At 62.1% G+C, this 26,628-nt stretch carries 24 protein-coding genes; 13 read left to right on the top strand and 11 right to left on the bottom strand.

Translation table 11 applies throughout. The annotated features are described in order from the left end of the window. Positions 1-56: 56 nt before the first annotated feature. Positions 57-1,136: a tRNA preQ1(34) S-adenosylmethionine ribosyltransferase-isomerase QueA gene (gene queA / locus FHT69_RS07350; protein ID WP_097594512.1), complete on the top strand. Its 1,080-nt coding sequence runs from the start codon at positions 57-59 to the stop codon at positions 1,134-1,136. Then, positions 1,137-2,267, top strand: a complete 1,131-nt coding sequence (gene tgt, locus FHT69_RS07345; protein WP_183905136.1) for a tRNA guanosine(34) transglycosylase Tgt — start codon at positions 1,137-1,139, stop codon at positions 2,265-2,267. Between the two features lie 90 nt (positions 2,268-2,357). Here tgt and FHT69_RS07340 read toward each other — a convergent pair whose 3' ends face one another. The 5 genes from FHT69_RS07340 to FHT69_RS07320 all read right to left on the bottom strand — a co-directional run bounded on the left by FHT69_RS07340 (position 2,358) and on the right by FHT69_RS07320 (position 7,443). Beyond that, positions 2,358-2,786, bottom strand: coding sequence for a DUF4864 domain-containing protein (locus FHT69_RS07340; protein WP_047615141.1), 429 nt, complete (start codon positions 2,784-2,786; stop codon positions 2,358-2,360). A 180-nt stretch (positions 2,787-2,966) separates the two neighbouring features. Further along, on the bottom strand, positions 2,967-4,232 hold the full coding sequence (gene fabF / locus FHT69_RS07335) for a beta-ketoacyl-ACP synthase II (RefSeq protein WP_183905135.1): 1,266 nt from the start codon (positions 4,230-4,232) through the stop codon (positions 2,967-2,969). A 12-nt stretch (positions 4,233-4,244) separates the two neighbouring features. Beyond that, the gene (locus tag FHT69_RS07330; protein ID WP_183905134.1) at positions 4,245-4,751 is read right to left on the bottom strand and encodes a helix-turn-helix domain-containing protein; all 507 of its coding nucleotides are present in this window, start codon (positions 4,749-4,751) and stop codon (positions 4,245-4,247) included. A 40-nt stretch (positions 4,752-4,791) separates the two neighbouring features. Continuing rightward, on the bottom strand, positions 4,792-5,085 hold the full coding sequence (locus FHT69_RS07325; RefSeq protein WP_047615435.1) for a hypothetical protein: 294 nt from the start codon (positions 5,083-5,085) through the stop codon (positions 4,792-4,794). A gap of 231 nt (positions 5,086-5,316) precedes the next feature. Beyond that, entirely contained in the window at positions 5,317-7,443 is a 2,127-nt protein-coding gene (locus tag FHT69_RS07320; protein WP_183905133.1) for a calcium-binding protein, read from the bottom strand. Between the two features lie 155 nt (positions 7,444-7,598). Between FHT69_RS07320 and FHT69_RS07315 the strand changes: the two genes are divergently transcribed. Beyond that, entirely contained in the window at positions 7,599-9,971 is a 2,373-nt protein-coding gene (locus FHT69_RS07315) for an alpha-amylase family glycosyl hydrolase (RefSeq protein WP_183905132.1), read from the top strand. Positions 9,972-9,991: 20 nt separating this feature from the next. Here FHT69_RS07315 and FHT69_RS07310 read toward each other — a convergent pair whose 3' ends face one another. Next, positions 9,992-10,180 carry a hypothetical protein gene (locus FHT69_RS07310; RefSeq protein WP_047615152.1) on the bottom strand — a complete coding sequence of 63 codons (189 nt, stop codon included), beginning with the start codon at positions 10,178-10,180 and terminating at the stop codon, positions 9,992-9,994. A 199-nt stretch (positions 10,181-10,379) separates the two neighbouring features. Between FHT69_RS07310 and FHT69_RS07305 the strand changes: the two genes are divergently transcribed. The 6 genes from FHT69_RS07305 to FHT69_RS07280 all read left to right on the top strand — a co-directional run bounded on the left by FHT69_RS07305 (position 10,380) and on the right by FHT69_RS07280 (position 16,085). After that, positions 10,380-10,775, top strand: a complete 396-nt coding sequence (locus FHT69_RS07305) for a hypothetical protein (protein WP_063475582.1) — start codon at positions 10,380-10,382, stop codon at positions 10,773-10,775. Between the two features lie 215 nt (positions 10,776-10,990). Then, the gene (locus FHT69_RS07300; protein WP_097594508.1) at positions 10,991-11,821 is read left to right on the top strand and encodes a metallophosphoesterase family protein; all 831 of its coding nucleotides are present in this window, start codon (positions 10,991-10,993) and stop codon (positions 11,819-11,821) included. Continuing rightward, positions 11,818-13,044 (top strand): ABC transporter ATP-binding protein, encoded by a 1,227-nt coding sequence (locus FHT69_RS07295; RefSeq protein WP_183905131.1) that lies wholly within the window; start codon positions 11,818-11,820, stop codon positions 13,042-13,044. Before FHT69_RS07300 ends, FHT69_RS07295 begins: the two co-directional genes overlap by 4 nt. A 10-nt stretch (positions 13,045-13,054) precedes the next feature. Further along, entirely contained in the window at positions 13,055-13,960 is a 906-nt protein-coding gene (locus tag FHT69_RS07290) for a carbohydrate ABC transporter permease (RefSeq protein ID WP_409527531.1), read from the top strand. Then, entirely contained in the window at positions 13,957-14,793 is an 837-nt protein-coding gene (locus tag FHT69_RS07285; protein ID WP_097594505.1) for a carbohydrate ABC transporter permease, read from the top strand. Before FHT69_RS07290 ends, FHT69_RS07285 begins: the two co-directional genes overlap by 4 nt. A 26-nt stretch (positions 14,794-14,819) precedes the next feature. Next, positions 14,820-16,085 (top strand): ABC transporter substrate-binding protein, encoded by a 1,266-nt coding sequence (locus FHT69_RS07280; RefSeq protein ID WP_097594504.1) that lies wholly within the window; start codon positions 14,820-14,822, stop codon positions 16,083-16,085. A gap of 74 nt (positions 16,086-16,159) precedes the next feature. On the opposite strand, the gene FHT69_RS07275 is transcribed toward FHT69_RS07280, so the two are convergent. Further along, a complete protein-coding gene (locus tag FHT69_RS07275; RefSeq protein ID WP_183905130.1) occupies positions 16,160-17,128 on the bottom strand; it encodes a substrate-binding domain-containing protein in 969 nt (322 codons plus the stop codon). A 188-nt stretch (positions 17,129-17,316) separates the two neighbouring features. On the opposite strand from FHT69_RS07275, the gene FHT69_RS07270 reads away from it, so the two are divergent. Then, positions 17,317-20,163, top strand: a complete 2,847-nt coding sequence (locus FHT69_RS07270; protein WP_246780698.1) for a M16 family metallopeptidase — start codon at positions 17,317-17,319, stop codon at positions 20,161-20,163. Positions 20,164-20,176: 13 nt separating this feature from the next. On the opposite strand, the gene FHT69_RS07265 is transcribed toward FHT69_RS07270, so the two are convergent. From FHT69_RS07265 to FHT69_RS07255, 3 genes are all read right to left on the bottom strand, one after another. After that, a complete protein-coding gene (locus FHT69_RS07265; RefSeq protein ID WP_097594501.1) occupies positions 20,177-20,857 on the bottom strand; it encodes a GNAT family N-acetyltransferase in 681 nt (226 codons plus the stop codon). Next, a complete protein-coding gene (locus tag FHT69_RS07260; protein WP_097594500.1) occupies positions 20,854-21,345 on the bottom strand; it encodes a MarR family winged helix-turn-helix transcriptional regulator in 492 nt (163 codons plus the stop codon). Before FHT69_RS07260 ends, FHT69_RS07265 begins: the two co-directional genes overlap by 4 nt. 142 nt (positions 21,346-21,487) lie before the next feature. After that, entirely contained in the window at positions 21,488-22,654 is a 1,167-nt protein-coding gene (locus tag FHT69_RS07255) for an MFS transporter (RefSeq protein WP_183905128.1), read from the bottom strand. Positions 22,655-22,872: 218 nt separating this feature from the next. Here FHT69_RS07255 and FHT69_RS07250 point away from each other — a divergent pair, with 218 nt between their 5' ends. Continuing rightward, positions 22,873-23,784: an agmatinase gene (locus tag FHT69_RS07250; RefSeq protein WP_183905127.1), complete on the top strand. Its 912-nt coding sequence runs from the start codon at positions 22,873-22,875 to the stop codon at positions 23,782-23,784. A 48-nt stretch (positions 23,785-23,832) separates the two neighbouring features. On the opposite strand, the gene plsY is transcribed toward FHT69_RS07250, so the two are convergent. Continuing rightward, positions 23,833-24,492 (bottom strand): glycerol-3-phosphate 1-O-acyltransferase PlsY, encoded by a 660-nt coding sequence (gene plsY / locus FHT69_RS07245; RefSeq protein WP_183905126.1) that lies wholly within the window; start codon positions 24,490-24,492, stop codon positions 23,833-23,835. Positions 24,493-24,635: 143 nt separating this feature from the next. On the opposite strand from plsY, the gene FHT69_RS07240 reads away from it, so the two are divergent. Then, positions 24,636-26,150 carry a winged helix-turn-helix domain-containing tetratricopeptide repeat protein gene (locus FHT69_RS07240; RefSeq protein WP_183905125.1) on the top strand — a complete coding sequence of 505 codons (1,515 nt, stop codon included), beginning with the start codon at positions 24,636-24,638 and terminating at the stop codon, positions 26,148-26,150. Positions 26,151-26,248: 98 nt separating this feature from the next. Further along, positions 26,249-26,617 (top strand): hypothetical protein, encoded by a 369-nt coding sequence (locus FHT69_RS07235; RefSeq protein WP_183903425.1) that lies wholly within the window; start codon positions 26,249-26,251, stop codon positions 26,615-26,617. Positions 26,618-26,628: the final 11 nt, after the last annotated feature.

The raw sequence follows: 26,628 nt of genomic DNA, 5'->3' as shown, positions 1-26,628 counted from the left end.
AACCCGCCCTTGCGCGAAAGCGCGGGGCGGGTTTCGCTTTGCCTGAAAGTGCCCTGATGCGCGTAGACCTTTTCGATTTCGACCTGCCTGATGAACGCATCGCGTTGCGGCCCGCCGAGCCGCGCGACAGCGCGCGGCTGCTCGTCGTCGATCCGAATGTGGAGAACATCCGGGATTATCGCGTCGGCGATCTGCCGTCTTTTCTGCGGCCCGGTGACGCGCTCGTCTTCAACGACACCAAGGTTATTCCGGCCCAGCTCGAGGGCATTCGCCATCGAGAGGGTGCGGGCGGCCAGCAGGTGTCGGCGACGCTGCACATGCGTATCGGCGCCAACAAATGGAAGGCCTTCGCCAAGCCCGGCAAGCGTATCAAGGAGGGCGACCGCATCGCCTTCGGCCATTCCGGCGAAAGCTGCATGATCGGCTCGCTTGACGCGACGGTGGAAGAAAAGGGCGAGGCCGGCGAAGTGACACTGGCCTTCGATCTCTCCGGCCCCGCACTGGACGAAGCGATTGCCAGCGTCGGTCACATTCCTCTGCCGCCCTATATTGCCGCCAAGCGGCCGGAGGATGAACGCGACCGCGCCGACTATCAGACCATCTATGCACGGGAGGAGGGCGCTGTTGCAGCCCCCACGGCCGGCCTGCATTTTACACCCGCTTTGTTCGAGGCGCTCGACAAGGCCGGTGTCGAACGCCATTTCGTGACGCTGCATGTCGGTGCCGGCACCTTCCTGCCCGTCAAGGCAGACGATACCGCCGATCACAAAATGCATCTCGAAAGCGGTTATGTCGGCACCGAAACCGCCGCCCGGCTGAATGCCGTCAAGCAAAGAGGGGGACGCATCATTTGCGTCGGCACCACCTCACTGCGGCTGATCGAGAGCGCAACACAAGACAGTGGCGAAATTCGCGCCTGGAGCGGCGCCACCGGCATTTTCATCACGCCGGGTTACCGCTTCAAGGCCGTCGACATGCTGATGACCAATTTCCACCTGCCGCGCTCGACGCTCTTCATGCTGGTCTCGGCCTTTTCAGGCCTCGACACTATGCGCGCCGCCTATGACCACGCCATCCAGACGGGCTACCGCTTCTATTCATATGGCGATGCCAGCCTTCTCTTCCGGAAAGATTAGATGACCGACCGCTTCCAATTCACGCTTGACAAGACCGATGCCGGCGCCCGCCTCGGCAAGATCTCCATGCCGCGCGGCGATATCCGCACGCCGGCCTTCATGCCGGTTGGCACCGTCGGCACGGTCAAAGCCATGTATCTCGACCAGGTGCGCGAGACCGGCGCCGACATCATCCTCGGCAATACCTATCACCTGATGCTGCGCCCGACGGCCGAGCGCGTCGCCCGCCTTGGCGGCCTGCATAAGCTCATCCGTTGGGAACATCCGATCCTGACCGACTCCGGTGGGTTCCAGGTCATGTCGCTGTCCGGCCTGCGTAAACTCGACGAGCAGGGCGTCACCTTCAAATCGCATGTCGACGGCAGCCTGCACCACATGTCGCCGGAGCGCTCCATAGAAATCCAGGGGCTGCTCGGCTCCGACATCCAGATGCAGCTCGATGAATGCGTGGCGCTGCCGGCCGAGGCGAAAGAGATTGAGCGCGCCATGGAAATGTCGCTGCGCTGGGCCGAACGCTGCCGGGTGGCCTTCGGCGAGCAGCCCGGCAAGGCGATGTTCGGCATCGTCCAGGGCGGCGACATCCCGGCGCTGCGTATCCGTTCGGCCGAGGCGTTGAGCCAGCTCGACCTCAAGGGCTATGCGATCGGCGGCCTCGCCGTCGGCGAGCCGCAGGATGTCATGCTGAAGATGCTGGAAACGACACTGCCGGTCCTTCCTCTGGAAAAGCCGCGTTACCTCATGGGTGTCGGCACGCCGGATGATATTCTGAAATCGGTTGCGCGCGGCATCGACATGTTCGACTGCGTCATGCCCACTCGCTCCGGCCGCCATGGCCTGGCCTTTACCCGCCGCGGCAAGGTCAACATCCGCAATGCCCGCCATGCCGAGGATATGCGCCCGCTCGACGAACAGTCGAATTGTCCGGCCTCACGCGATTATTCGCGTGCCTATCTGCACCATCTCGTCCGCTCCAACGAGGCGCTCGGCGGCATGCTGCTCTCCTGGAACAACCTCGCCTATTACCAGGAACTGATGCAGGGCATCCGCAAGGCGATCGCCGAAGGCCGCTTCGCCGATTTCATGGCGGAAACGCAGGAGGAATGGGCAAGAGGCGATCTCCAGCCCGTGTGATCCCGATCAAACCTGTTTGATCCCGATCGAACCTGTTTGATCTCGATCGAACCTGTTTGATCCAATCCAACGAGGTTGGATCGATCGGGATCAAATACCCTTGCTGTCCGCATCTGGGATGATCTGCACGCCGTTGATCCGGTAGCTGCCATCCGGCTGGCGGGTGATCTGGTAGATCGCCGTCCAGTCTTTGCCATCGCGGCCTGAAATCAGTACTTCGTGATAGATCAGCGCGCCGTTGTCGATCGAGCGGCTGCGGCCGAAGGCGTAGTTGCCGGGATGATAGACCGGCTCGTAGCTCTTCTTTACCATGGCGAAGAACAGGTTCTTGTCGGGATACATCGCCCTGATGCCGGGAGCGGCGAAGGAATAGGCGGTCTCGGCATCGTCCTTGAGGAAGGCCTTGATCTGTTCCTCGATCATCGTCCGCGTCGTGTCGATCGGGTCTTCGGCGCGGGCCGAGACGATGGAGAGGAGGGACGCGGCACACAGAATAAGAACTGCGAAGAAGGCGCGCATGGGTTGATCTCCAGCTCTATCGGAGAATAATCCCCGATAGAGCTGAAGTGTAGGCGATTTCCAAAGCAATGCCAGCAAAAGTGCGCAGCGGTTTGCGTCCGGAATTGCGTAAAACAAAAAATGAGAGCGGTTCTGTGCTTCCATGAAAACTGAACCGGCCTACCGCAAGCAAAACAGACTTTACGACCAGCGCCGGAAGAGGGCGCTGGCGTTCACTCCACCGAAGCCGAAACCATTGGTGATGGCATAGTCCATGGTGAGCGGCCGCGCCGTCTTGCCGACGATATCGATGCCGTCGGCGGCCGGATCAGCCTCATCCAGGTTGCGGGTCGGCGGCGCGATCTGGTCGCGCAGCGCCAGGATGGTGAAGATCGCCTCCAGCCCGCCGGCAGCCCCGAGCAGGTGGCCGGTCGCTGATTTCGTCGCGCTGACGGCAATGCCGCCATTGCGGCCGAAGACCGTGCCGATCGCGGCGATCTCGCCCCTGTCACCGACCGGTGTCGAGGTCGCATGCGCGTTCAGGTGTTTGACGTCGGAAGCGGCGATCTTCGCTTGGCGGAGCGCGGCCTCGATCGCCCGGCGGGCACCGTCGCCGTCTTCGGGGCCCGAGGTCATATGGTAGGCGTCCGCCGCCGTACCGTAGCCGACGAGTTCGGCGAGTGGTGTGGCGCCGCGGGCAAGCGCGTGCTCCAGCGTTTCGATGACCAGAATGCCGGCGCCTTCGCCCATGACGAAACCATCGCGCGCCGTGTCGAAGGGCCGTGACGCAAGCTCCGGCGTTTCGTTGAAGCCGGTGGAAAGGGCACGCGCGGCGGCAAAGCCGCCGAGGCTCACCTTGTCGATACAGGCTTCGGCACCGCCGCAGATCGCCACATCCGCTTCGCCGGAGCGGATCAGCCGCGCCGCGTCGCCGATTGCCTGGACGCTGGCGGCGCACGCCGTCACCGGAGCGCCGAGCGGCCCCTTGAAGCCGTAACGGATGCTGACCTGGCCGGCGGCGAGGTTGACGAGGAAGGAGGGCACGGTGAAAGGCGACAGGCGCCGGACGCCGCGCGTCTCGCCGATCCGCACCGCTTCGGTGATCGCCGGAAAGCCGCCGACGCCCGACGCGATGATCGTCGCGGTGCGTTCACGCTCGCCCTCGTCGGTCGGCATCCAGCCGGCCTGCTTGACCGCTTCCTCCGTCGCCGCCATGGCGAAATGGATGAAGCGGTCCATCTTTTTCTGGTCCTTGGGCGGGATGTATCGGTCGGGATCGAAGCCGGCTTGCGCATCCTCGGTTATGCCGGGAACGATGCCGCCGACCTTGGCCGCTAGCTCGCCGACGATGTCTTCCGCCAATACCCGCAGCCCCGAACCGCCGTCGAGAAGGCGCTTCCAGGCGGGCTCGATGCCGGTGCCGAGTGGCGAGACAAGTCCCATGCCGGTGACAACGATGCGGTCCATTCTGTTCTCCTTCTATGCGTCGATGCCGAGATACCAGGCGCGCATGCGGGCGATCCGCGCGTGCACCTCGTCATCGGCGGCGGGGCCTGCAAGCAGGCTGGTGTTTTCGGGTGTCACCTGTTCGCCGGTGCGCGCGTCGACTAGCACGGTCTCGCGCTCTTTGCCGGACGCGGCATCGCCCAAGAGAAAGGCGAGGTCCCCTTCCGGAATATGCCGGCTTCCCCAGGAAAACAGCGTCATCAGGACGGGAAAGAAATCGCGGCCCTTTTCCGTCAGCCGATATTCGTAGCGGGCAGGGCGCTGCTGGTAGAGCCGCCGTTCAAACAGGTCCTGATCCGTCAGGTGTTTCAGCCGCCGCGCCAGGATGTTCGGCGCCACGCCGAGGCTCTTCTGGAATTCGTCGAAGCGCGACAGTCCTTGGAAGGCGTCGCGCAGGATCAAGATGCTCCACCAGTCACCGACGCTCTCGAGCGCGCGTGCCGCCGGGCATTTGAAATCGCTGAAGCTTGTTCGCTGCATGACGACGTCACTACATCAGTGACTATCATCATGCAAGTTACTATCGGGACTCGCGCTCGAAAATCCGGGCGAGCACGATGCCGGTGACGAGCATGCCGACTGCCACGAAGATCGTATCGCCTGGCGAGCCGATATAAAGCGGCCCGATATTGGCAAAGAGCAGGAAGGCGATGAGGAAATTCACCCAGCCCCAGACAACATTGGCTGTCGGCGAACCGAGCTTTGCGAATGGAGTGCGGAAGGGCCGGCCGCTGACGCCGTTGACGAAATGAGGGATGCCATTGGTCAGAAAGGCCGCGGCGATGAAATGGGCGATATACGCAATCCAGGGCAAAGGCTTCTCCGGTGCTGCGAGTGGCATTGACGGAGGAATGTGGCCGGGAATTTCCTGCCGGCAAGAGGAGGCTAAGCATGTCGCACAGAAGCGTGCAGCGATTCTTGCGGCAACGACATGCGTAAAAACCAAGAGCTAAAGCGCGAGGCGCGACGTTGAAAGATCGCGACGCGCTTTAGAGACGCACGTGGTGCCGCAGCCCGCCGCCGAATAGCGACGGACCTGGCCGGGTCAGATCAGCATGAAATCCTTGAATTGAAGCGCCGGGGAATTGTCGAGATCGGCCACATGGATTGCCGCACCCGCGGCACTTCCATCCGCATCAAAGGATAGAATGCCGCTGGTCTGGTCGTAGATCAGTCTATCGTCAGCTTCGAGTGCTTTGGTGCCGACGACGAAATTCTCATCCGAAAATCTCGATAGGCTGAGTGCGGCGAAAATCGAATGGTCGAGCAGCAGCTTGTCGCCGGCCGCCGAGGAGAAATCCCGGATCTTGTCGATGCTCACATTGTCGGGCTTAACGTCGAAAACGAAGGAATCGGCCCCTCCGCCGCCGGTCAGAATGTCTGCGCCGGCTTTGCCGATCAGTTTGTCGTTGCCGAGCCCGCCGCTCATCTGGTCGGCCCCCTTGCCGCCATTGAGACTGTTGCTGCCGTCGTTGCCGGTCAGCACGTTGGACGTGTTGTTGCCCGTCGCGCTGAGATTGGCCGTTCCGGTCAAGGCAAGGTTTTCGATCGTTCCGGCCGTGCGCTTCAGATCGGCCAGACTGAAGGAAGTCGAAGCCTTGATGGTGTCCTTGCCGGATGCCCCTGTTTCATCGGCAAAATCGCCGGCATTGTCGACCATATAGGTGTCATTGCCGGCGCGGCCCGACATACGGTCGGCACCAGTGCTTCCGTCAAGAATATTGTTGCCGGAATTGCCGGTGAGAACATTCGCCAGGCCATTCCCGGTGCCGTTCAGGTTGGCGGTGCCGGTCAGCGTCAGGTTCTCGACGTTTCCGATCGTATGCGCCGTATCCTTGAGGCTGAAGCTGATCGACGACATGACGGTATCCGTCCCGCCGCCCCGGCTTTCGTCGACGATTTGAGCAGAGTTGCTGACGGTGAATATGTCGTTGCCGGTGCCGCCATAGATATGGTTGGTTGCCGGCGGCGGCGTGCTGGTGATGCCGCCTTCGATGTCGATGATTACGGGATGATCGACGACATTAACCGTCAGGGACGAGACGTTGCTGAGGCTTTTGATCGCCGTCGTCCCGGTCAGCGGGTCGAAGACCTTCACGGAGCCGAACGAGGCGCCGAGATTGACTTTGACGGCTGTATTTGCAGCCTGAATGGCCGCATCGGTGGACTGGTTCCAGATATCGGGCTCGTTCCAGAGGATGATCTGGTAGCTTCCGTCCGATTTTTCCGTGAGCAGGCTGCGGGCCGAGGACGGCAGGCCGTCGATCGAATAGTTGAGCGCTCCGGCGCTGAAGCTCGCCTTCTGAGCGCCGTCATCCGCAAGGATTTCGGTCAGATTATGGATAGCCGTCGCAGCCGGCTTGGCCGAATAGTCGAGATGAAAAAGCCCGAAATGCTTTTCCTGATTGGTGCCCTGCGGATCGGAATAGGCGTCCAGCAGCTCGTAAATGAACGTGTTTTTCGATCCGAGTGCCGCGCCGTCCATCAGCGTATTGAGCAGGAGCTTGGCCTGCGTCGCTTCGCTAACGCCTTCCCAGCCGCCATTGGTGTCGGCGGTCAGCGACGTATGGTAACCGGTCTCGGTGATCGCAAGCGGCTTGCCCGGATCGGCAGCGCGCTGAACGCCGGATTCTCGGGAAAGCCATGAATATGGCTGGTCGCCATCCTTCGCATAGGTGTGGATCGTCGTGTAGTCGGACGCGGAAGCGACCGTATATCCGGTAAAGCTGAAGACCGGGATGTCCTTCAGCAACGGATCGGCGTTGACGGCGGCAGACAGATCCTTCTGGTAGGCGACCGCTGCGGCCTGGCCGCTCAGGCCGTGATAGCTGACCGGCCAGTTATTGACTTCGTTCGGGCCTTCGATGCCGACGACCGATCCGGGATGGGCCTGCGCGAAATCATGCAGCCGCTGGACCACGGTGGCGGGGTCGACTTCCCGCTGCGCGCTGAAGACGAATTGCACGCCGGCCTTGGCCGCGTCGCCGAGATGCGTTTGGCCGTTGGGATCGGAAGCGGAGTTGGGGGCGTGATCGCGGACTGTATCGAGGCCAAGATAGTCGAGTGCCTTAACAACTTCTCCGACATCGGAATATTTTCCGTCGGTGTAGTCGATATGTGTATCAATTCCAAAGGAGCGAATAATATCGTTTATTCTAACGGCTTGAGCCATAAGTTTTTCTCCCGGTTTACGAATGTGGCTCGCTTCGGATTGTATTTATTATGAAATCTGCGCTTGCATTTTTTCGTCCGGCCAACTGATCATGCCCGAGCGGGACGGCCCATAGGCAGAGCCTGGTGAAATCCGACATGGTTTTGGAGGATCCGATGACCGTCAATGTTGAATTCCGGTTTCGCAGCGGCAGGCCGTCGATGGCGTTCAGCAATGTCCGCTTGCGCGGCAGTTGGGATGGGCAGGGCCGTCCTTCGGACGATTGGACCTCCGTTCCGATGCGGCTTTCCCATGACGAGGACGGCTATGATGTCTTCGTCGCCGATGTATCGTTTCCCGACGCCGAGATCGGTACGCATTTTCGCTGGGGAATCGAACTGGATCGGCCGGGCATTCCAGACCTATGGGCCATCACCGCCGAATTGGACGACGAGGTCTCGACACGTCGCGAACGCTCCTTCGAACTCCAGCAGGGGATCGCGCCGCAGACCTATCATCTGACGTGGATCGGCCGTCTGGGGGCGAATCGGATTGAGCGGCGCGACGGTACCGACGGCATTCGCTTCGCGGTCTGGGCGCCGAACGCCAGGGCGGTTTCGCTTGTGATCGCCGATGCCGCTATCGGCTACGTCGCCGACGACGGCACCGGTGCAGTCGCGACCATCGCGATGCGCAAGACCGTCGACGGCTTCTGGACCGTCGAAACCGGCGATGATGACGGCCTTGCCGATTTCGACGGCATGGTCGGCACGCCCTATATGTACCGCATCACGAAGGATGACGGATCGCTCGTCTACCGCACGGATATCTGGTCGCTCATGCAGATCGGCGCTGGAGATTTCGATCCGGATGGAGCGGTCTATCACGGATCGCCGGCGTCATTGGACGGACCGCAGAGCTGTTCGGTCGTCTGCGACCCGAAGCGGGTGGTGCTGCCGTCGGGAGAGGAGCTTGCCGCCGAGGCCTTCTGGGCCGACGAATTCGCCGGCGGCCAAAAGATTCCCGGTCGGCTCGAGGATCTGGTGATCTATGAACTGCATGTCGGCGCCCTCGGTTTCGGCAAGCCCGCGCCCGGTACGCTCGATGATGCCATCGCCTTCGTCGAACATCTCGCAGCTCTCGGCGTCAACGCGGTGGAACTGCTGCCGATTGCGGAATTCGAGACTCGGGCCAACTGGGGCTACGGCACCTCGCATTTCTTTGCCGCCGATCAAGGGGCCGGCGGCACCGACCGGTTGAAGATGTTCGTCAAGACCTGCCACCAGCGCGGCATCGCCGTCATTCTCGATGTCTGTTACAACCACTTCGATCCGGATGGCGAGCGGGCGCAATGGGCCTATGATTCCAACGATCACACCCGCAATATCTACTATTGGTACGAGGGACGGCCCGGCGATTACGCCGATCTCGCGGGCGGCTACATCGACAACATCTCGACGGGATGGGCGCCGCGCTTCCATGAGGAAGCTGTGCGCCAGCTTTTCATCTCCAGCGCCGCCTTTTTCGTCTCCGTCTGCCATATCGATGGTTTCCGGCTCGATCAGACGAGTTCGATCCATCAATATCCGGTTCTGCATGCCGATGGCCGGCGCGCTGATCGGGCCGCCGCCTTCGGCGCCAAATTCCTGAAGCAATGGACCCGCACCATGCGGCTCATCAAGCCGCAGCTTTTCCTGACGGCCGAGGATTATTCGGACTGGTCGGCGATGACCGAGCCAAGCCTGACCGGCGACGGGCTCGGCTTCGATGCGACCTGGTATGGTGACTTTCATCACAATCTCGTCGAATATCACGGCGGTGCGCAGGCGCAGCTGTTGAAGAATGCCGGCTTCGGGGACCAGCGGGCGCTGACCATGTCGTCTCTTGCCGGCGCTTTGCAGACAAGCGCGCACTCCAAGGTAGTCTATAACCAGTCGCACGACGATTGCGGCAATCGTGAAGGATCGGCGCGAACCGCTGTGATCGCGGTCAATTTCGCGCCTGTTGTCGGTGAGACCAGGACGTGGGCGGAGGCGAGATCGAGGTTCGCGGCGGCGATGACGCTGCTATCGCCGGGGACGCCGATGTTTTTCATGGGCGAGGAAATCGGTGCCCTGAAGCCCTATCGCTACAATGATTTCCTCGCCAACCGGGAGAATATTCTCGGCGCGGCCGATGGCCACGGGGCAGGGATGATCAGCTGCTATCGCGATCTGATAGCGCTCAGTGTCGGAGAGGCAGCCATTCGCTCGCGCAACATCACCATTCCCCTGGTTCACGACGAAAATCGGGTGATCGCCTTTCATCGCTGGAACAACGGCGAGGATTTCCTCGTCGTGGGCTCGCTGAACGATGCTCCCTTCGAACACGGCTACCGGTTGCACAGCGACCGCTTGGGAGATGACCTCTGGGAGGAGGTCTTCAACAGCGATTCTCGCAGATATGGCGGCTGGAACGTCGGTAACGGCGGCGGAAGGCTCCGAGCCACGGCGGGAGTGCTCGATCCCGTGCTGCCGGCGTCAGGCGTTCTGGTCTTTCGCAGGCTGTGACAAGTGCACGTCGGCAACGGTCAGGCAAAGCCGAGCGGCAGATTTTCCAGTTTCCTGTCATTGCCGTAGTCGCGCTCATGCGGCGAGCGACGACGGCCGTCGCGGCGAACGGAAAGATCGATCCGGTTTTCGGCGAAGATCCCATCGGGCCATGTGCCGGTGTCATGGCAATCGGCGTCGATTTTGGGGGCAAGGATTTTCAGGATCATTGGGGTTCCTCCACGGCGCAGCATCAACACTCGGAAAGGCCGCTTCGTTCCATTTATAAAACCCGAATTATTAATAAATTAACCATAATCGCCAGGCGAGAACCAGTCATCGCCTGACGTTGACCTGACGTTGAAATGATTGGCCCATGGAACTCCGGATGTTGATCGCCGTTGATGTCAATGAACACAGGAGGTTCCGATGCAGTTGATCGATACGCGAGTGACACAGGCCGGCGACATCTTCACCGTCGAATTCTTGGGCGAAGGCGGAGAATCGATTTCCGTCAAAATCGACAACTCCCATGGCGAGCTTGATGATGCGACGGCGGTCGACCACGCCAAGGTCATGATGGTTCAGCTGACCAGCTTTGCCGGCGGCGAGCCGGACGGCAGCATCAACCGTTACGATGCCTTGAGCAACGGCAATTTTGACGAAGGCAGCAAAGGTCTGATCGGCCAGCCGAGCGCGCGTTCGGCTGGGGACAGCGAGACGCTGGAGGAAGAGTTGAACGAGGGCCTTGAAGACAGCTTCCCTGCAAGCGACCCTGTCTCGGCAACGGTATCGTCCATCCCGGCCAACGCACCACGGCATTGATTTCACCGCAATCTCAATCCCAAATGTTGGCCAAGGCTGCCCCGGTTCCTGCGGGCAGCTTTTTCTTGCATGACAAATTGATGTCAAAACTGAAAAACAGCTGAAAACAGCAGATGTCTGATTGACATGGGAGCCTTCTAGAGAGGGCCCGAGAAGGAAGCGCGGGTGACGCGCTTCCGACGTCTCGGAGACGCGCCCATGAAGATGATTCAGACATGAAAATCATTCAGATCACCGACACCCATTTCAGTCCCGACAAGCCGCATTTCAACGGCAACTGGGCGCCGCTTCTGAGCTGGATCGAAGAGACCGGCGCCGACCTGGTCGTCCATACCGGCGATCTCACCGTCGACGGCGCCGACAAGGAGGCGGACATCACCTTTTCGATGGATCTGATGCGCCAGGTGTCGATCCCGATGCTGATCGTCCCCGGTAATCACGATGTCGGCCATCTCCAAGGATCGGACCAGCCGGTCGATGCCGAGCGGCTCGCCCGCTGGCGCAGCCTTGCCGGCGACGACCGTTGGCTGGAGGATACGGCCGGCTGGCGTTTCATCGGCTTGAACGCGCTGCTTCTCGGCCATGAGGATGACGAGGAGGAGGCCCAGTTCGAATGGCTCGATCAGGCGCTTTCCGACAGGGCAGGGCGGCGCGTGGCGCTGTTTGCGCACAAGCCGCTGTTCGTCGATGCGCCCGACGAGGGCGATACCGGCTATTGGAGCGTTCGCCCGGTCCAGCGTCGGCGGCTCTATGATCTCATCGCTTCCCATGACGTGGCGCTGTTTGCGAGCGGCCATCTCCACTGGGCTTGGCAGGGGCGCTTTAACAACACCCAGCTGACATGGGGTCCGTCGGCCGCCTTCATCATCGACAAGATGGAGCGGGAGATGCCGGGTGAACGTCTGATCGGCGCCGTCATCCACGAGTTCGATACTTCAGTCGAAAGCACGATTGTCGCCGTTCCCGGCATGACCGCCCATGTGCTCGACGACGTCGTGCATGAGGTGTATCCCCAGGCGGTCAAGCAGCGGGAACCGGTCGAATGAGCGCGCTCTCGCTTCGCGGCATCACCAAGGCTTTCGCCGGCAACCAGATCCTCGATGGCGTCAGCCTGGATATTGCGGCCGGCGAATTCATCGCGCTAGTCGGCCCCTCCGGCTGCGGCAAGAGCACGCTGCTGCGCGTTCTGGCCGGCCTCGACCATGCCGACCGCGGCGAGATCCTGATCGGCGGGCGCGACATGTCCGGCGTCGCAGCCGCCGACCGCAACATCGCCATGGTCTTTCAGTCCTACGCGCTCTATCCACATCTGACGGCGTCTGAGAATATCGCCGTGCCTCTGGCGATGCGCCGGCTGTCGAGGATGCAGCGGCTGCCCTTCATCGGCTCGCTGATGCCCGGCCAGCGCGCCACCCGCGTGAAGATCGCCCGCGACGTCAGGGAGATGGCGACGTCGCTGAAGATCGACCACCTACTCGACCGCAAGCCCGGCCAGATGTCCGGCGGCCAGCGTCAGCGCGTGGCGCTTGCCCGCGCCATGGTGCGGCAGCCGAACATCTTCCTGATGGACGAGCCGCTGTCCAACCTCGACGCCAATCTGCGCGTCCACGCCCGCGGCGAGATCGTCGACCTGCATCGCCGAGCCGGCGTGCCGACGCTCTATGTCACCCACGATCAGGCGGAAGCACTGTCGATGGCCGACCGTGTCGCTGTGATGATGGGCGGAAAATTGCTGCAGATAGCAAGCCCTGAAGTCATCTACGACGATCCCGCCCATATCGATGTCGCCCGTTTCATCGGCCAGCCGCGCATCAACCTGCTGCCGGCCTTTGCCGAAGGCGGCGTCATTCTCTGCGGCGGCCTGCGGCTTATGCTCGACAATGCGCCGGACCGGAGGATGCCGGTCACGATCGCCATTCGCCCCGAATTCGTCTTTCTGTCCAGGAGCCGGCATGACGGCCTTGCCGCCCGGATCGAACGCGTCGAATTCCTGGGCTCCGAAGTCATCCTCCATTGCCGGCTGGAAGCGATCGGAGAGACCATCATCGCCAAGGTTCAACCGTCCGAAGCCGCAGGCCTTGCCGCCGGTGATGCCGTCGGGCTGCGGCTCTCGCCCGGCCGTACGCTGATCTTTGCTGAGGATGGCAGCCGGCTGGCCGGCAGCGTTGCCACGGGTGATGCCGGGCTCACCGCAGGTGATGCCGGGCTCGGCTCTGCCGATGCCGGACTGATGGCGGGCGGCTCTCAATGTGAGAGGGCGCATGGCTAGCGTCGTCTCGATGGCTGCGCCGCATGATTCCGCCGCTGCGCATCGGCGCAGCGAGGCCCAGATCGCCTGGATGCTGGTGCTGCCGGCGATGATCCTGCTGTTCCTCTTCGTGCTTTTGCCGGTTGCATCTGTGATCGTGCTCGGCTTTACCGATTTCGAACTCGGCTACGGCAAGTTCCGTTTCGTCGGCTTCGAGAATTATGCGCACCTGATCACCGACCGCACCTTTCGCAAGTCGCTGTGGAATACGACGGTCTATGCGGCGATCGTCGCCCCCGTCTCGATCCTTCTCGGCCTCGGCATCGCCATGCTGATCGAGAGCGAAACCGCGGCGCGCAGCTTCTTCCGCACCGCCTATTTCCTGCCGGTCGCCTCGCTGATCGTCGCCATGGCGACCGTCTGGCAATATATGTTCCACCCCACAATCGGCCCGATCAATGCGCTGCTGGCCCTTGTCGGGCTTCCCGGTCCGAACTGGTTGGGCAGCTCCGGCACCGTGCTTTACAGCCTCTCGATCATCGGCGTCTGGCAATCGGCCGGCTTCAACATGGTGCTGTTCCTGGCCGGACTGACGGCGATCCCGCGTGAGCTTTACGCCGCCGCCGAAGTGGATGGCGCCAGATCCTCTTTCGACCGCTTCCTGCTGGTGACCTGGCCGATGCTCGGGCCGACGACGCTCTTCGTCATCACCATCAGCATTACCAATGCGGTCAAGGTCTTCGAGACGGTCAAGACCCTGACCGACGGCGGCCCCAACAAGGCGTCGGAAGTGCTGCTCTTTACCATCTACCAGGAAGGCTTCGTCTATCTCCGCGTTGGGTATGCCTCGGCGATGACGGTGGTCTTCCTGCTGATCCTCGTGGTGCTGATGTTCCTGCAGTATCGCGTCCTCGATCGCCGGGTGCATTACACATGATGACCAGCGCTTTTTCCCTCGGCAGGATCATCCGCCTGACCCTGCTCTCACTGGGCGCGATCGTCTTCCTGTCGCCCTACGTCTTCATGATCTCGACGGCTGGCAAGGCACAGAGCGATATCTTCACCTCGTCGCTATCGCTCATCCCGGCGCATCTCACCTATGTCGAGAATTTTGCCAAGGCTTTGAGCCGGGTGCCGATGGCGCGGCTCTTGTGGAACGGCGTCGTCGTCTGCGGGCTGATCTTCTTCTTCCAGGTGCTGGTGGCGATCCCCTGCGCCTACGCCATGGCGAAGCTGCGCTTTGGAGCCGCCCGCGCCATGATGGTGCTGGTCATGCTCGGCCTGCTGGTGCCGATCCATGCGACCGCGCTGCCGCTCTATGTCGCCTTCGACCGCGCTTCGCTGCTCAACAGCTATGCCGCCCTGGTCGCGCCCTTCGCCATTTCGGTCTTCGCGATCTTCATGTTCCTGCAGTTCTTCCGCGCCATGCCGGATGATCTCATCCATGCCGCCCGTCTCGACGGCATGTCGGAAATCGGGATCGTTGCCCGCGTCATCGTGCCGAATGCCTGGCCGGCGGTCACGGCCTTTGCCATCTTCTCGGTCGTTGCCCATTGGAACGATCTCTACTGGCCGCTGATCGTCATCAGCAAGCAGGACTACGCCACGCCGCCGCTGGGCCTGATGTATTTCCGCGCTGCCGAGGCCGGCGACGACTACGGCGCACTGATGGCGGCGACCCTCATGATTACCCTTCCCCTCGTCGCTGCCTTCCTGCTTGCGCAGAAGCGTTTCGTCGAGGGCATCACCATGACCGGACTCAAAGGCTGACCGGTTTCAACCCAGGAGAACGAGCGATGAAACATATCACCCAGATTCTCGCCGCAGCGGCCGTATCCTTGGCAATCGCGCTTCCCGCGCATGCCGAGACGACGCTGACGGTTCACTACCCGATGCCGGGCTTCTTCAAGGACGTGATGGACACGATCTCGAAGAAATTCATGGAAGAAAACCCCGATATCAAGATCCAGTTCGCCAGCCCCTCGGCCACCTATGAAGAAGGCATCCAGACGATCCTTCGTCAGGTCGGCACCAGCGAAATGCCCGATATCACCTTCATCGGCCTCAACCGCCTGCGCATGCTTGACGAACGCGACGTCGCCGTCGACCTCGGTCCGCTCGTCAAGAAGGACGGCAACATGGCCGAGCAAGGCTTCACCGACACCATCCTCAAGCTCGCCCAGGTCAAGGCCAAGCAGGTGGGGCTGGCTTTCGCGACCTCCAACCCGATCATGTATTACAACGCCGATCTCGTGAAGGCGGCTGGCGGCAACCCCGACAATCCGCCGAAGACCTGGGATGAGGTCATCGCGCTCGCCGGCAAGATCAAGGCGCTCGGCAACGGTGTCGACGGCATCGATTTCCGCTGGCAGGGCGACGACTGGATGTTTTCGGCTCTCCTCTTCGGCGCCGGCGGCAAGATGCTGAGCGATGACGAAAGCAAGGTTGCCTTCAACGGTCCGGAAGGTCAGAAGGCCGTCGAAGTCCTGCATCGCTTGGTCACCGAGGGCGGCATGCCTGTCTTCACCAAGCCCGCAGGCGAACAGGCTTTCGCAGCCGGCAAGGTCGGTTTCGAATTCCAGACGACGGGCGCGCTGCGCAACACGATCAAGAATGTCGGCAACAAGTTCGATCTGCGCACTGCCAGGATCCCGCTGATCGATTCGGTGAACGGCCGCCTGCCGACGGGCGGCAACGCCGTCGTCATCCTGACGCATGACGCCGCCAAGCAGGATGCTGCCTGGAAGTTCGCTAAATTCGCCGCCGGCCCCTACGGTGCTTCCGTCGTCGTGCCTGGCACCGGTTATGTTCCGAACAATGAGCTTGCCGCGAAGTCACCCGAATATCTCGGCGATTTCTACAAGCAGAACCCGCTGTTCCAGGCCGGCCTCAGCCAGATGCCGGTGATGATCCCCTGGTATGCCTTCCCCGGCTCGAACGGCGTCAAGGTCACGCAGACGATCGTGGACAACCTGTCGCGCATCGTCGACCAGTCGGCCGAGCCGAAGGAAGCGCTCGACGACGCGGCCGCTGACGTCGAGGACATGCTGCCGCGCAGCTGATCTCCTTTCTCACCAGGCATAGGGCAGGGGTCGCCATGCCGAGCGCGTGGCGGCCTCTTCTTTTCCCTAGCTTCTCAGATGGCGCGCACCGTGCCGCCGCGGCGTAGCGTATATGCGACGTCGAGATGACGGGCAGGGGCGGCATTCTCCGCCATGTCGAGGAGCAGCGAGGCGGCCGTCGCCCCCATGCTGGCATCCGGCATTTCGATCGTCGTCAGCGGCGGATCGATCAGCCGGCCGATGGCGATGCCGTCGAAGCCGGCGACCGAAACATCGCCCGGCACCGAGAGCCCTTCGCGCTTCAGCGCGCCGATGACGCCGAGCGCCAGAAGATCGTTGGAGGCGATGATCGCCGTCGGCGCAAGCGAGGTCATCGGCATGCCGAGATCGAGCTGGTCAAAACCGTTGACGAAGGGGATCTGCGTCACATCGAGCGGTGCAAGCCCGCTCTCGGCCATGGCGTCGAGATAACCCTGGTAGCGAAGCAGCGCGCGATCGGAGGCAGCGAAATTGCCGGAAAGAAACAGAATGCGGCGATGACCCATGCCGATCAGGAACGCCGTGATCTCGCGGCCGGCGCCGCGATTGTCGGCGGTGACAGCCGCCGGAAATTGCGCCGTCGGCAGGTTGTTGAGCAGCACGGTCGGCGGCAGCCTGGCAAGCAGCGCCTGGCTGGTCGAGGGATCGCAGACGGTGAGGATGAGCCCGGTCGGCCGGTCGTTCAGGAGGGCGGCGACGGCATCGGCCTCGCGCGCCGGATCGTAGTTCGACTGGGCGATCAAGACGCCGTGGCCGGCCACCAGCATGCGGTTCTGGATGCTCGACAACGACGAGGCAAAGACCGGATTGGTGATGCTCGGGATCAGCACGCCGACCACGGGCCTGCGGCCAAGCCTGCCGGCGGAGTGATAACCGAGTTCGGCGGCCGCACGGCGCACTTTGCGCACCATCAGGTCGCTCGCCGGTCCGTTGCGGTTGAGAACACGGCTTGCGGTCGCCAGCGAGCAGCCTGCCCGGAATGCGACCTGCTCCAACGTCGCCATGAAAGCGCCTCCTGGTAACCTCATCAAGGCGCAATCCTTTAAGTGGGTTCAATGACATTGGTCTGACGCTTGGCCGGAATTGTCTCCTTCTTATCCATTCGCGCACATGGACGTTGATGCGAAATGCAACCTGTGGAATAGTCGAATCGACGCTATCTACCCTTCTCCTGCTCATCACCTGGACAAGAATGTCTCACAAACAAATGGAATGCTCCACGGCGCGGTGGTTTCTCGCGGCGGTCTGCCTTGCTGCAAACTTCGCGTTGCCAGCCTATGCGGACACCCCATCCGAGCCTTGGCCGCAAACGCAAAGCGACCTGCAAGCCGAGACTGGCGTGCATTTCGGCACGCTCGCCAACGGCATGCGGTTTGCGATCATGCGCAACGTCACGCCGCCCGGACAGGCTGCGATCCGCTTTCGCATCGGCGCCGGCTCGCTCGAGGAAAACGACAACCAGCAGGGGCTTGCGCATTTCCTCGAGCATATGGCCTTCAAGGGTTCGACGCACGTCGCCGAAGGGGAGATGATCCGTATCTTGCAGCGCAAGGGCCTGGCCTTTGGACCGGACACCAACGCCCATACCTCTTATGACGAGACTGTCTATGCGCTCGATCTGCCCGAGGTCGATGCGGACACAGTTTCGACGGGCCTGATGCTGATGCGGGAAACGGCGAGCGAGCTGACCCTCGATGCCGGAGCTTTCGATCGCGAACGCGGCGTCATCCTGTCGGAAGAGCGGCTGCGCGATACACCGCAGTCTCGCGCAGCGCTCGGAATCATGAATTCGCTGCTCGCCGGCCAGCGCGCGACCATGCGCGTGCCGATCGGCAAAGCCGACATCATCAGCAATGCGCCCGTAGACCTCGTCCGTGATTATTACCGGGCCAACTACCGACCCGATCGGGCAACGTTGATCGTGGTGGGCGATATCGACCCGGCCGCCATGGAAACCGAAATCCGGCAGCGCTTCGGCGACTGGAAGGCCGTGGGGCCGGCGCCGGCAAAACCGGATCTTGGCACACTGGCGACGAAAGGCGAAAGTGCCGAGGTGATCACTGTTCCCGGCGGCATGACGAGCATACAGGTCGCCTGGACGCGTCCCTATGACGCCGCGCCTGACACCTCTGCCAGGCGCCGCGCCGAGCTTATCGAAGATCTCGGGCTGCTGGTGCTCAAACGGCGGGTGAGCGCTATCGCCAGCAAGGCGGATGCCCCTTTCATCAGCGCGGGCGTCGGCTCCCAGGATCTCCTCGATTCCGCGCATGTCGTCCTGGTCTCGGCAAATTCCGAGGCGGACAAATGGCAGGCGGCGCTCACGGCCATCGACCAGGAACAGCGTCGTATCCAAAAATTCGGCGTTGAAAAGGCGGAGATCGATCGCGAAATCCGCGAATATCGCTTGGCCCTGCAAGCCGCCGCAGACGGAGCCGCGACGCGCGCGACCACCGACATCGCCTCGGCGCTGGCTGGCAGCGTCGACGACGATCAAGTCTTCACCTCGCCTGCCGAAGACCTCTCGCTGTTCGAGACGATAACGAAGGGCGTCACGATGGCTGAGGTCAATCAAGCCCTTCAGCGTGCTTTCTCCGGCAACGGTCCGCAGGTCGTGCTGCAGACGCCCCAATCACCGCATGGCGGAGCCGACACGGTTCGGCAAGTCTATGACGCTTCGAATGCCATTGACGTCTCGGCGCCATCCGGTGCTGCTGACGTCGCCTGGCCCTACACCCATTTCGGCGAGCCGGGCGCAGTGGTCGAACGCCGCGCCGTCGAAGATCTTGGCTTGACCATGGTGCGCTTTTCCAATGGCGTGCGGCTGACCGTCAAGCCAACCAAACTGCGTGCCAACGAAGTGCTGGTGCGCGAAGATATCGGCCGCGGTCGGCTGGATCTGCCGCGCGACCGTTCCCTCGCGACCTGGGCATCTCCGGCCGTGGTGCTATCCGGCGTGAAGGCCATGGATTACGAGGATATACAGAAAGCGCTGACGGCCAACATCGTCGGCGTCGACTTCTCGGTCGGCGACAGCTCCTTCAGGTTCGACGGTCGGACACGGACGGAAGATCTTGCGACACAGCTGCAACTGATGACCGCTTACACCTCCGATCCAGCCTACCGCCCCGAGGCGTTCAAGCGTGTGCAGCAGGCCTATTTGAGCGGCCTCGATCAGTATGACGCGTCGCCCGGCGGCGTTGTCAGCCGCGATTTCGCAGGTCTCGTGCATTCCGGAGATCTGCGCTGGACCTTCCCCGACCGCGCGCAATTGTCCGCCGCCAAGCCGGACGATTTCGAGGCGCTGTTCCGGCCGATGGTTTCCAACGGCCCGATCGATGTCACCATCGTCGGCGACGTCACGGTGGACGAGGCGATCCGGCTGACGGCTGAAACCTTCGGCGCTTTGCCGCCGCGCCCGGAGACTGCGTCGAGCACCGATCGGGACGAGGTGCGTTTTCCGCCGGCGACCAACCAGCCCGTCTTGCAGGCCCATAGCGGCAGGGCAGACAATGCCGCCGCCGTCGTTGGGGCTCCCATCGGTGATCTGCTCTCCGATCTGCCGCGTTCCTTCACCGCCAATGTCGCCGTGCAGATTTTTCAAAACAGGCTGATCGACCAGTTTCGCATTGCAGAAGGCGCAAGCTATGCCGTGCAGGGCGACGTCGACCTGTCAAGGGAAGTCCCCGGTTACGGCTACGCCTATTTCTACGTCGAGACAGGCCCGGAAAAGGTTGCGCGCTTTTACGCCCTTGTCGACGAGATCGCCAATGATCTCAGATCGCAGGAGGTCTCGCCGGACGAGCTTGCGCGCGCCCGGGCACCCATCATCGAGACCTTGAAGCATCAGCAGCAGAGCAATGAATATTGGCTCTCATATCTGCACCACGCTCAGACGGATTCGCGTCGTTTAGACCGAATACGCGATAGTCTCGGCGGCTACGACAAGGTCACCGCCGGCGATATCCGCGCGTTTTCCTCGGCCTATTTCGGCCCGGAAAAATTCTGGAAATTCGAAGTGCTGCCGGCGGCGGTACGATAGTGGTGAATACCGCTCAGGACCGGCGTTTGACCGCGCGCATATTCATCTCCGAGCGAAGAGCAAAACCCTGCGTTTTGTAGAGGGAAATGGCCGAGATATTCGATGCATAGGCATGCAGATAGGCCGTGTCGCCGCTGGATGCGATTTCGCCGGCAACGAAACGGAAGAGCAGTGTGCCGAAACCGCGCCCCTGGAAATCGGGATGGGTGCAAAGCCCGCTGAGCTCGATGAAGCCGCTCTGCCGCATCCTCTGTCCGGCCATCGCCACCAGGCGGCCGTTGCTTCTGATCCCCCAGAAGCTGCCGAGGCTCTGGGCGCGCAGCGTGAACGGCCCGGGTTTGGTCAATGTCGCCAAGGCCAGCATGTCGGCGGCATCGGCCTCCGTCAGCGGCTCGATGCGAGAATCCGAAATTCGCCCGTGAGGCCGCTCGGCAATCATTTGCACCAACGATGCCTCGGCGACTACGGCTAGCCCCGCTGGGATGACGATCGGTCCGGCTTCAACGAGGATCATGCTCTCCTCCAACGCCGGCAGCGCCTCCAGCGCGTCGAGGCTCTCCGGCCTGTCGTCGGCAGACGCCGCGAAGGGGACGATCGACGGCGGGTATCGCCGCGCATTTTCATTGCCTTCCGCAAGATGGGAATGCGCGCTCTCCAGCGCGCTCCAGATTGGACGGTCGAGAACATGTTTCATCGTGTTTTCTCCTTGGCGGGGCTCCGCTGTGCCAGCGGCGCCTCTGCAAGCCCGTCCTCGATGGCGGCGAGCTGTTCGAGAATCGGCCCGTCGAGATCGCCGCAGAGATCGGCGACGGCTGCCGCGACACGCGGCCAGACCGATATCTTTGAATAGTCGATGAGTTCCTGGCCCTTGTCGGTCAGCGAGACCAATCGGCGGCGCTGATCATCCGGCGCCGGCTGCATGTCGACGAAACCGAGTTCGAGAAGCTGGCCGGTGGTCCGCGTGGCGCCCGGCTGGGTAATGCCCACCGCCTGCGCCAGCTCGCCGACCGTCAGCGGCCCGGCCCGGTCGATCGCCGCCAGGAATGGGTATTGGCCCGCCTGGATGCCAAGGCCGGTCTCGTCGATGATCTGCTGCGTATCCGCCTGCAGCCTCTCGCCGATGCGCCGCAGCCGGCTGCCCATGCACAGAAACCCGAGCGTTCGGACCACATCCTCGACCATGCCATTCCTCCATTTGTATCGACAGTTATATAACGTTTTATATATTTGCTCAACCTGCTAAATTGAGTGCAGGTGATCCATCACAAAACCGGGCTGCTTGTGAGACGCCACGCCCGCATTTGTGTCAAACCCAGTGGCTCGCTCAGCCCCGTCGCCTTTCCGCGATCAGAAGCACCGCCAATATGCAACTGAGCAGGGCGAGGGACGATGGCAGCCCCTGATGGCCAATCAGTTGCATTGCCAGTCCTGTCGCGGGCGAGCCCACGATGCCGCCGATGCCCCATACCAAGGCGAAGGCGGCGTTACCGGCGATCAAGGCCTGGCCGGTGAAACGCTCGCCGAGCTGGATCAGCGACAGGGTATAAATCCCGAACGAGACGCCGCCCCAAGTGAAAACCAGCGGCCAGATGAGCCACGCATCGAAGACGAGCGGCAGCAAGAGGCAACTGGCCAGGCAAGTCAGGACGCAAAGCAACATGATCCGGTTCGAGCCGAACCGCTCGGCCACGCGCCCGAGCAAGATCTGCAGCGCGGCATTGCCTGCGATGAAGCAGGTGATCAGCGAAGCGATACGCTCCTCGCCGCTGTCCAGGGCTGCGCCATAGACCGCAAACAGAGAAAGCAGGATCTGCTCGAAGGCGGCGGCCGCGAAAATCGCAAACAACAGCAGCGGCGCCAGTGCGAAGAAGCCGCCGACGGATGTTGCCTTGCCTTCCTCAGGCGTGGCGGGCAGGCGCGGGGCGACCGCAAGCACGATCAGGCCGCAGAGGAGGAAGGCGGCGATGCCGATCATGAAGGGCGGCCAACCCTCAGTGCCGGCGTGGCCGAGCGACAGCGGGCCAATGGCGAAGCCACCCGAAACGATCGATGAATAGAGGCCCATGATGCGGCCTCGGCGTGGCGCTGGCGTGATGGAGATCAGCCAGGTTTCGCTGATCACGTAGAGCGGATTGGCGAAGAAGCCGAGCAGGAAGCGCAGCGGCATCCAGGCCCAGACGTCCTGTTTCCAGGCGATCGCGATCAGCGTGAGGGCGGCGAGGATCGAACACAGGATCGCCAGCCGCGCTCCGCCCACGCGCCGCGAAAGCGCCGGAATGAAGGGGGCCGACACAATGAAACCCAGCGGCGTCATCGCCGCCGACAGGCCAATCAGTCCCGATGTCGTTCCCTTTCGCTCCAGGATAAAACTGAGCAGCGGATAGGTCAGTCCCTGGGCCACGGCGAACACCGTGACGGTGGCGATAATGCCCGTCATCGCCGCCCATGGAATGCGGTCCGCGTGCGGTGATGTGATGCTTTCGGCAGTCATGCAGATTATCCTCGTCAGACCATAGGCTTTGAGGCTCCGGGAGCCTCGACGTCAAAGAGGATGAATTCTGCAGGACAGAGGGGAGCGTCGTACTTAAGTTTTTCCAAAAAGTTCTCAAAAACGTCCAAAGGGATTAAACAGGTCAGCGCCCAATTTCATCCCAGCCGTAAACCCTCAGCACGACAGTTTCAGCCAGACATCATCAGGACCATCAGGAAATGACAGCTCCGCTTTCCTTTCTCGGCCTTCCCGATCGCCTCCCCAATGGAGGTTTGCCCCGTGCGGTGATCTTTGCAGCCGCCCATGGCAGCACCTATCCCGGCAAGAACAGCAGCGGCTACGCCCTGGCCGCTGGTGCCATCCGCGCGGCGAGCCAGGACGATGCACCACTCCTTGAGCACTGGGATTTCGATCTCGGCGGCCCGCTGTTCGACGGCGGGCCGGTCTCATGCATCGATGCCGGCGACATCCAGACCATCCTGCATGACAATCCCGGCAACCGGGGCCGTATCGAGGCGAAGACGCGCGAGGTGCTGGCTTTGCAGGCGGTACCGATCCTGCTCGGTGGCGACTGTTCCGTGACCATTCCCTTCCTTGCCGGCTTTGCCGATCAAGGGCCTGTCTGGGTCCTGCAGATCGATGCCCATATCGACTGGCGCGACGAAGTGCATGGTGAACGCTACGGCTATTCAAGTCCGATGCGTCGGGCAAGCGAGATGCCGCATGTCGCCGGCATGGTGCAGGTCGGCCTGCGCAGCGTCGGCAGTGCGCGCCTCGCCGACATCGAGGCGGCGCAGCGCTATGGCAGCCGCTTCGTGACCGCCCGCGAGATCCACGCTCGAGGCGTCGAAGCCGCTCTTCAGTATATTCCGGAAGGAGCCCGGGTCGTCGTCACCCTCGATTGTGACAGCATCGATCCCAGTATCATGCCGGGCGTGGCGGCGCGTACCCCTGGCGGCCTCACTTATACGGAGGTGATCGATCTGATTGCCGGCCTCGGCAAGCGGGCTGAGATTGCGGGATTCGACCTTGTCGAACTCTATCCTCCTGCAGACGTTGATGGTCAGTCAGCCCTGACCGCCGCGCGCCTTCTGGTCAATGTCATCGGCGCCATCGCCCGGCAGCATTGAAATCCTGCTTCCTCTATCAGCAGGCCGTGCATTCGTTGCGTTTTGGATTTAGGAAACCTTGCCCAGACGCGGTTCCGTCCCCGCCAGCAGTCGCCGAATGTTGGCGCGATGGCGCACAATCACGTAAATGCCGCCTGTGATCACCAGTAGCCGATAAGGCAGCGGCGGCTCCAAGCCGCAGACGAGAGCGATGGCCGTTAACGCCGCCAGCATCGAACTCAGGGAAACAATCCGGAACGCCGTCAACGCAACTCCAAAAACCATCGCAGCACCTAAACCTATGGGCCATGACATCGCCAGCAACACGCCGAGCCCCGTTGCAGCCGACTTGCCCCCTGTAAAATTCAGCCAAACCGAACGGCCATGCCCTAACAACACGGCAAGTCCCGCCAGGAAAACAGCCCAAGGCATCGAGTTTTGCATATCAAGCGCCGTCGGTGGCGTGTCCGAAGAGACTGTCGAGAACCAAGGATAAAACCAGCGGGCAAAGATAATTGCTCCGACACCTTTCAGCACATCGATCAGGAGCACCGCCAATGCAGGCCATTTGCCGAGCGTTCGCAATACGTTCGTTGCTCCTGTGGATTTGGAGCCATGCTCTCGAATGTCGATGCCCTTGAGCATTTTGCCGGCCAGATAGCCCGTGGGTGTGGAACCAAGGAGATAAGCGGTCGCCAATCCAACCGCTGCCGCTATCCAGAAAACCATGGAAATCACCTCGACGCTCTATTTTTTCAGAGAGTTATTGATGGTCGTTATCGTCGTCAGCCCCGGAATACACCGCTCGCGTCCTTGATGCCATGGTGGCTTAAGCGGACGAATAGTTCCATCCAAGCTTTAATGTCTCTAGGATGCGCCCCATGGGATCGCGCTTTGCCTTTGGTCCGTTCGTGCTTGATCCGGGGGCGGGAACGCTCCTTCGGAACGACGATCCCGTTCCCATTGGCCATCGCGGGGTAAAACTGCTTGAAGCACTTGTCAGGCGGCCCGGCGAAATCTTGGGGAAGGCCGAATTGATGGATGCGGCGTGGCCGGGCAGGGCGGTCGAGGAAGGCAATCTCACTGTCCAGATCGCGCAGTTGCGCAAGCTGCTCGGCCCGGCCGCCGATGGCGGTGAATGGATCGCCACGGTGCCGCGCGTCGGCTACCGCTTTACAGGCGCCATCAATCATCTCGGCGGCGTGAAGCGAACACCTCTGCCGCTGCCCGACAAGCCATCGATCGCTGTGCTGCCCTTCGTCAATATCAGCAACGATTCCGAGCAGGAATCCTTTGCGGACGGGCTGACCGAGGACTTGATCACTGATCTCTCCAGGATGCCGGGCCTGTTCGTCATCGCCCGCAACTCGGCCTTTGCCTACAAGGGAAAGGCGATGGACGTGCGCGCCATCGCCGAGGAACTCGGGGTGCGCTACCTGCTGGAGGGGAGCGCAAGACGCGCCGTAGGGCAGGTGCGGATCAACGCCCAGTTGGTCGACGCTGTCAGTGGCGATCATCTATGGGCGGAACGCTTCGACCGCAGCCTGGACGATATCTTTGCCGTTCAGGACGAGGTCACCGGCAAGATCGTCGAGGCGCTGCTCGGCCGTCTGCGCGCGCCGCCGCCGCGCAACCGGCCGAAGAACCTCGAGGCTTACGATCTCTGTGTGCGGGCGCGCAGGCTGATGGATGATTCACCGCAGACGGCGCGGGAAGCGCATCTGATGCTGACGCGTGCGATCTCGCTCGATCCGGACTATGCCGAGGCCTATCGCTGGCTCGCCATCAACCACTGGATGGGAGAGGTCCACAGCGGCGGACCAACGCAACCCACCCGCAGCCTTGCCTTGGAACTGGCACGCAAGGCTGTCGCAATCGACCCCAACGATGCCGGCTGTCGTTGGATCCTGGCCTACCTGTTGGCCTATGAGCGCAGCTTCGACAAGGCGGATGCGGAGTTCGCCAAGGCGATCGAGCTCGATCCCAACGAGGCCGACACCTTTGCGGCGCTGTCCGACATCGCGGTTCTCGCCGGGCGGATCGGGGAGGGGCGTGAGCACATCGCCAAGGCCTTTCGGCTGAACCCGTTTCCGGCAAGCTGGTATTATCTGACGCTCGGCCAGGCGCAATATGCCGCCGGTGAGTACGAATCTGCCGTCGAGACGCTGCGCCGGGACGAGACCTATCGGACGAGCTCACGCCGTTTCCTGGCGGCAAGCCTTGCCCAACTCGGCCGGCTCGACGAGGCGCGCGCCGAGGTCGAACTGTTCCTCGTCGCCAACCCGCATTTTTCAACCCGCCACTGGGCGGCGACCGAGCCCTTCCGCGACGCCCGGACGCTTGCACATTTCATCGACGGCTACCGCAAGGCCGGTCTTCCGGAGTGACGCCGCGTGACGCAAACACGGCCGGCCAGCCATGCGAATATTCGCGTGGTCTCCTCGGATATGATAGGATCAACATGCATTGACCACGGGAGGGGTAAATGCACCGGATGCTTCTGCTTTTGATCCTTTGCACGCAGTCCGCATCGATATCGGCGGCGTCCGAACTTGCGATCTTCCATACTGCTTCGTTCGGCAGCAGCCGGTCGATCAGCCTCAGTCTGGCAGAGGGCAGGCCCGCCCGCGATCCCACCTTCGATTTCGACGTCGTCATTGCGCTTTTGGAGTTCGACGGCGGCGGGACAGTGCTCTATCGGGACGGAGGAAGACACCAGGCGAGCGTGCGCTGCGTTTCGCCCGCCACGGTCCGGATCAATTCCGCCGACTATGCGGTCGACGTGTCGGCGCGGCCGGGGGCCGACTGGAAGCACGATCTCTGGGCGGCGCTCTGCAACAGTCCGGTTTCCTGAGCGGTCGCACG

The sequence above is a fragment of the Rhizobium sp. BK008 genome (assembly GCF_014197345.1).
Classification (GTDB): Bacteria; Pseudomonadota; Alphaproteobacteria; order Rhizobiales; family Rhizobiaceae; genus Rhizobium; species Rhizobium anhuiense.
The sequence above is the reverse complement of the archived record's forward strand: the minus strand, read 5'-3'. Positions and strand labels throughout refer to the sequence as shown.

Excerpts from the sequence above, each read along its gene's own strand:
- queA (WP_097594512.1), top strand. The coding sequence starts at position 57 with ATGCGCGTAGACCTTTTCGATTTCGACCTGCCTGATGAACGCATCGCG.
- tgt (WP_183905136.1), top strand. The coding sequence starts at position 1,137 with ATGACCGACCGCTTCCAATTCACGCTTGACAAGACCGATGCCGGCGCC.
- FHT69_RS07340 (WP_047615141.1), bottom strand. The coding sequence starts at position 2,786 with ATGCGCGCCTTCTTCGCAGTTCTTATTCTGTGTGCCGCGTCCCTCCTC.
- fabF (WP_183905135.1), bottom strand. The coding sequence starts at position 4,232 with ATGGACCGCATCGTTGTCACCGGCATGGGACTTGTCTCGCCACTCGGC.
- FHT69_RS07330 (WP_183905134.1), bottom strand. The coding sequence starts at position 4,751 with ATGCAGCGAACAAGCTTCAGCGATTTCAAATGCCCGGCGGCACGCGCG.
- FHT69_RS07320 (WP_183905133.1), bottom strand. The coding sequence starts at position 7,443 with ATGGCTCAAGCCGTTAGAATAAACGATATTATTCGCTCCTTTGGAATT.
- FHT69_RS07315 (WP_183905132.1), top strand. The coding sequence starts at position 7,599 with ATGACCGTCAATGTTGAATTCCGGTTTCGCAGCGGCAGGCCGTCGATG.
- FHT69_RS07310 (WP_047615152.1), bottom strand. The coding sequence starts at position 10,180 with ATGATCCTGAAAATCCTTGCCCCCAAAATCGACGCCGATTGCCATGAC.
- FHT69_RS07305 (WP_063475582.1), top strand. The coding sequence starts at position 10,380 with ATGCAGTTGATCGATACGCGAGTGACACAGGCCGGCGACATCTTCACC.
- FHT69_RS07300 (WP_097594508.1), top strand. The coding sequence starts at position 10,991 with ATGAAAATCATTCAGATCACCGACACCCATTTCAGTCCCGACAAGCCG.
- FHT69_RS07295 (WP_183905131.1), top strand. The coding sequence starts at position 11,818 with ATGAGCGCGCTCTCGCTTCGCGGCATCACCAAGGCTTTCGCCGGCAAC.
- FHT69_RS07290 (WP_409527531.1), top strand. The coding sequence starts at position 13,055 with ATGGCTGCGCCGCATGATTCCGCCGCTGCGCATCGGCGCAGCGAGGCC.
- FHT69_RS07285 (WP_097594505.1), top strand. The coding sequence starts at position 13,957 with ATGATGACCAGCGCTTTTTCCCTCGGCAGGATCATCCGCCTGACCCTG.
- FHT69_RS07280 (WP_097594504.1), top strand. The coding sequence starts at position 14,820 with ATGAAACATATCACCCAGATTCTCGCCGCAGCGGCCGTATCCTTGGCA.
- FHT69_RS07275 (WP_183905130.1), bottom strand. The coding sequence starts at position 17,128 with ATGGCGACGTTGGAGCAGGTCGCATTCCGGGCAGGCTGCTCGCTGGCG.
- FHT69_RS07270 (WP_246780698.1), top strand. The coding sequence starts at position 17,317 with ATGTCTCACAAACAAATGGAATGCTCCACGGCGCGGTGGTTTCTCGCG.
- FHT69_RS07265 (WP_097594501.1), bottom strand. The coding sequence starts at position 20,857 with ATGAAACATGTTCTCGACCGTCCAATCTGGAGCGCGCTGGAGAGCGCG.
- FHT69_RS07260 (WP_097594500.1), bottom strand. The coding sequence starts at position 21,345 with ATGGTCGAGGATGTGGTCCGAACGCTCGGGTTTCTGTGCATGGGCAGC.
- FHT69_RS07255 (WP_183905128.1), bottom strand. The coding sequence starts at position 22,654 with ATGACTGCCGAAAGCATCACATCACCGCACGCGGACCGCATTCCATGG.
- FHT69_RS07250 (WP_183905127.1), top strand. The coding sequence starts at position 22,873 with ATGACAGCTCCGCTTTCCTTTCTCGGCCTTCCCGATCGCCTCCCCAAT.
- plsY (WP_183905126.1), bottom strand. The coding sequence starts at position 24,492 with ATGGTTTTCTGGATAGCGGCAGCGGTTGGATTGGCGACCGCTTATCTC.
- FHT69_RS07240 (WP_183905125.1), top strand. The coding sequence starts at position 24,636 with ATGCGCCCCATGGGATCGCGCTTTGCCTTTGGTCCGTTCGTGCTTGAT.
- FHT69_RS07235 (WP_183903425.1), top strand. The coding sequence starts at position 26,249 with ATGCACCGGATGCTTCTGCTTTTGATCCTTTGCACGCAGTCCGCATCG.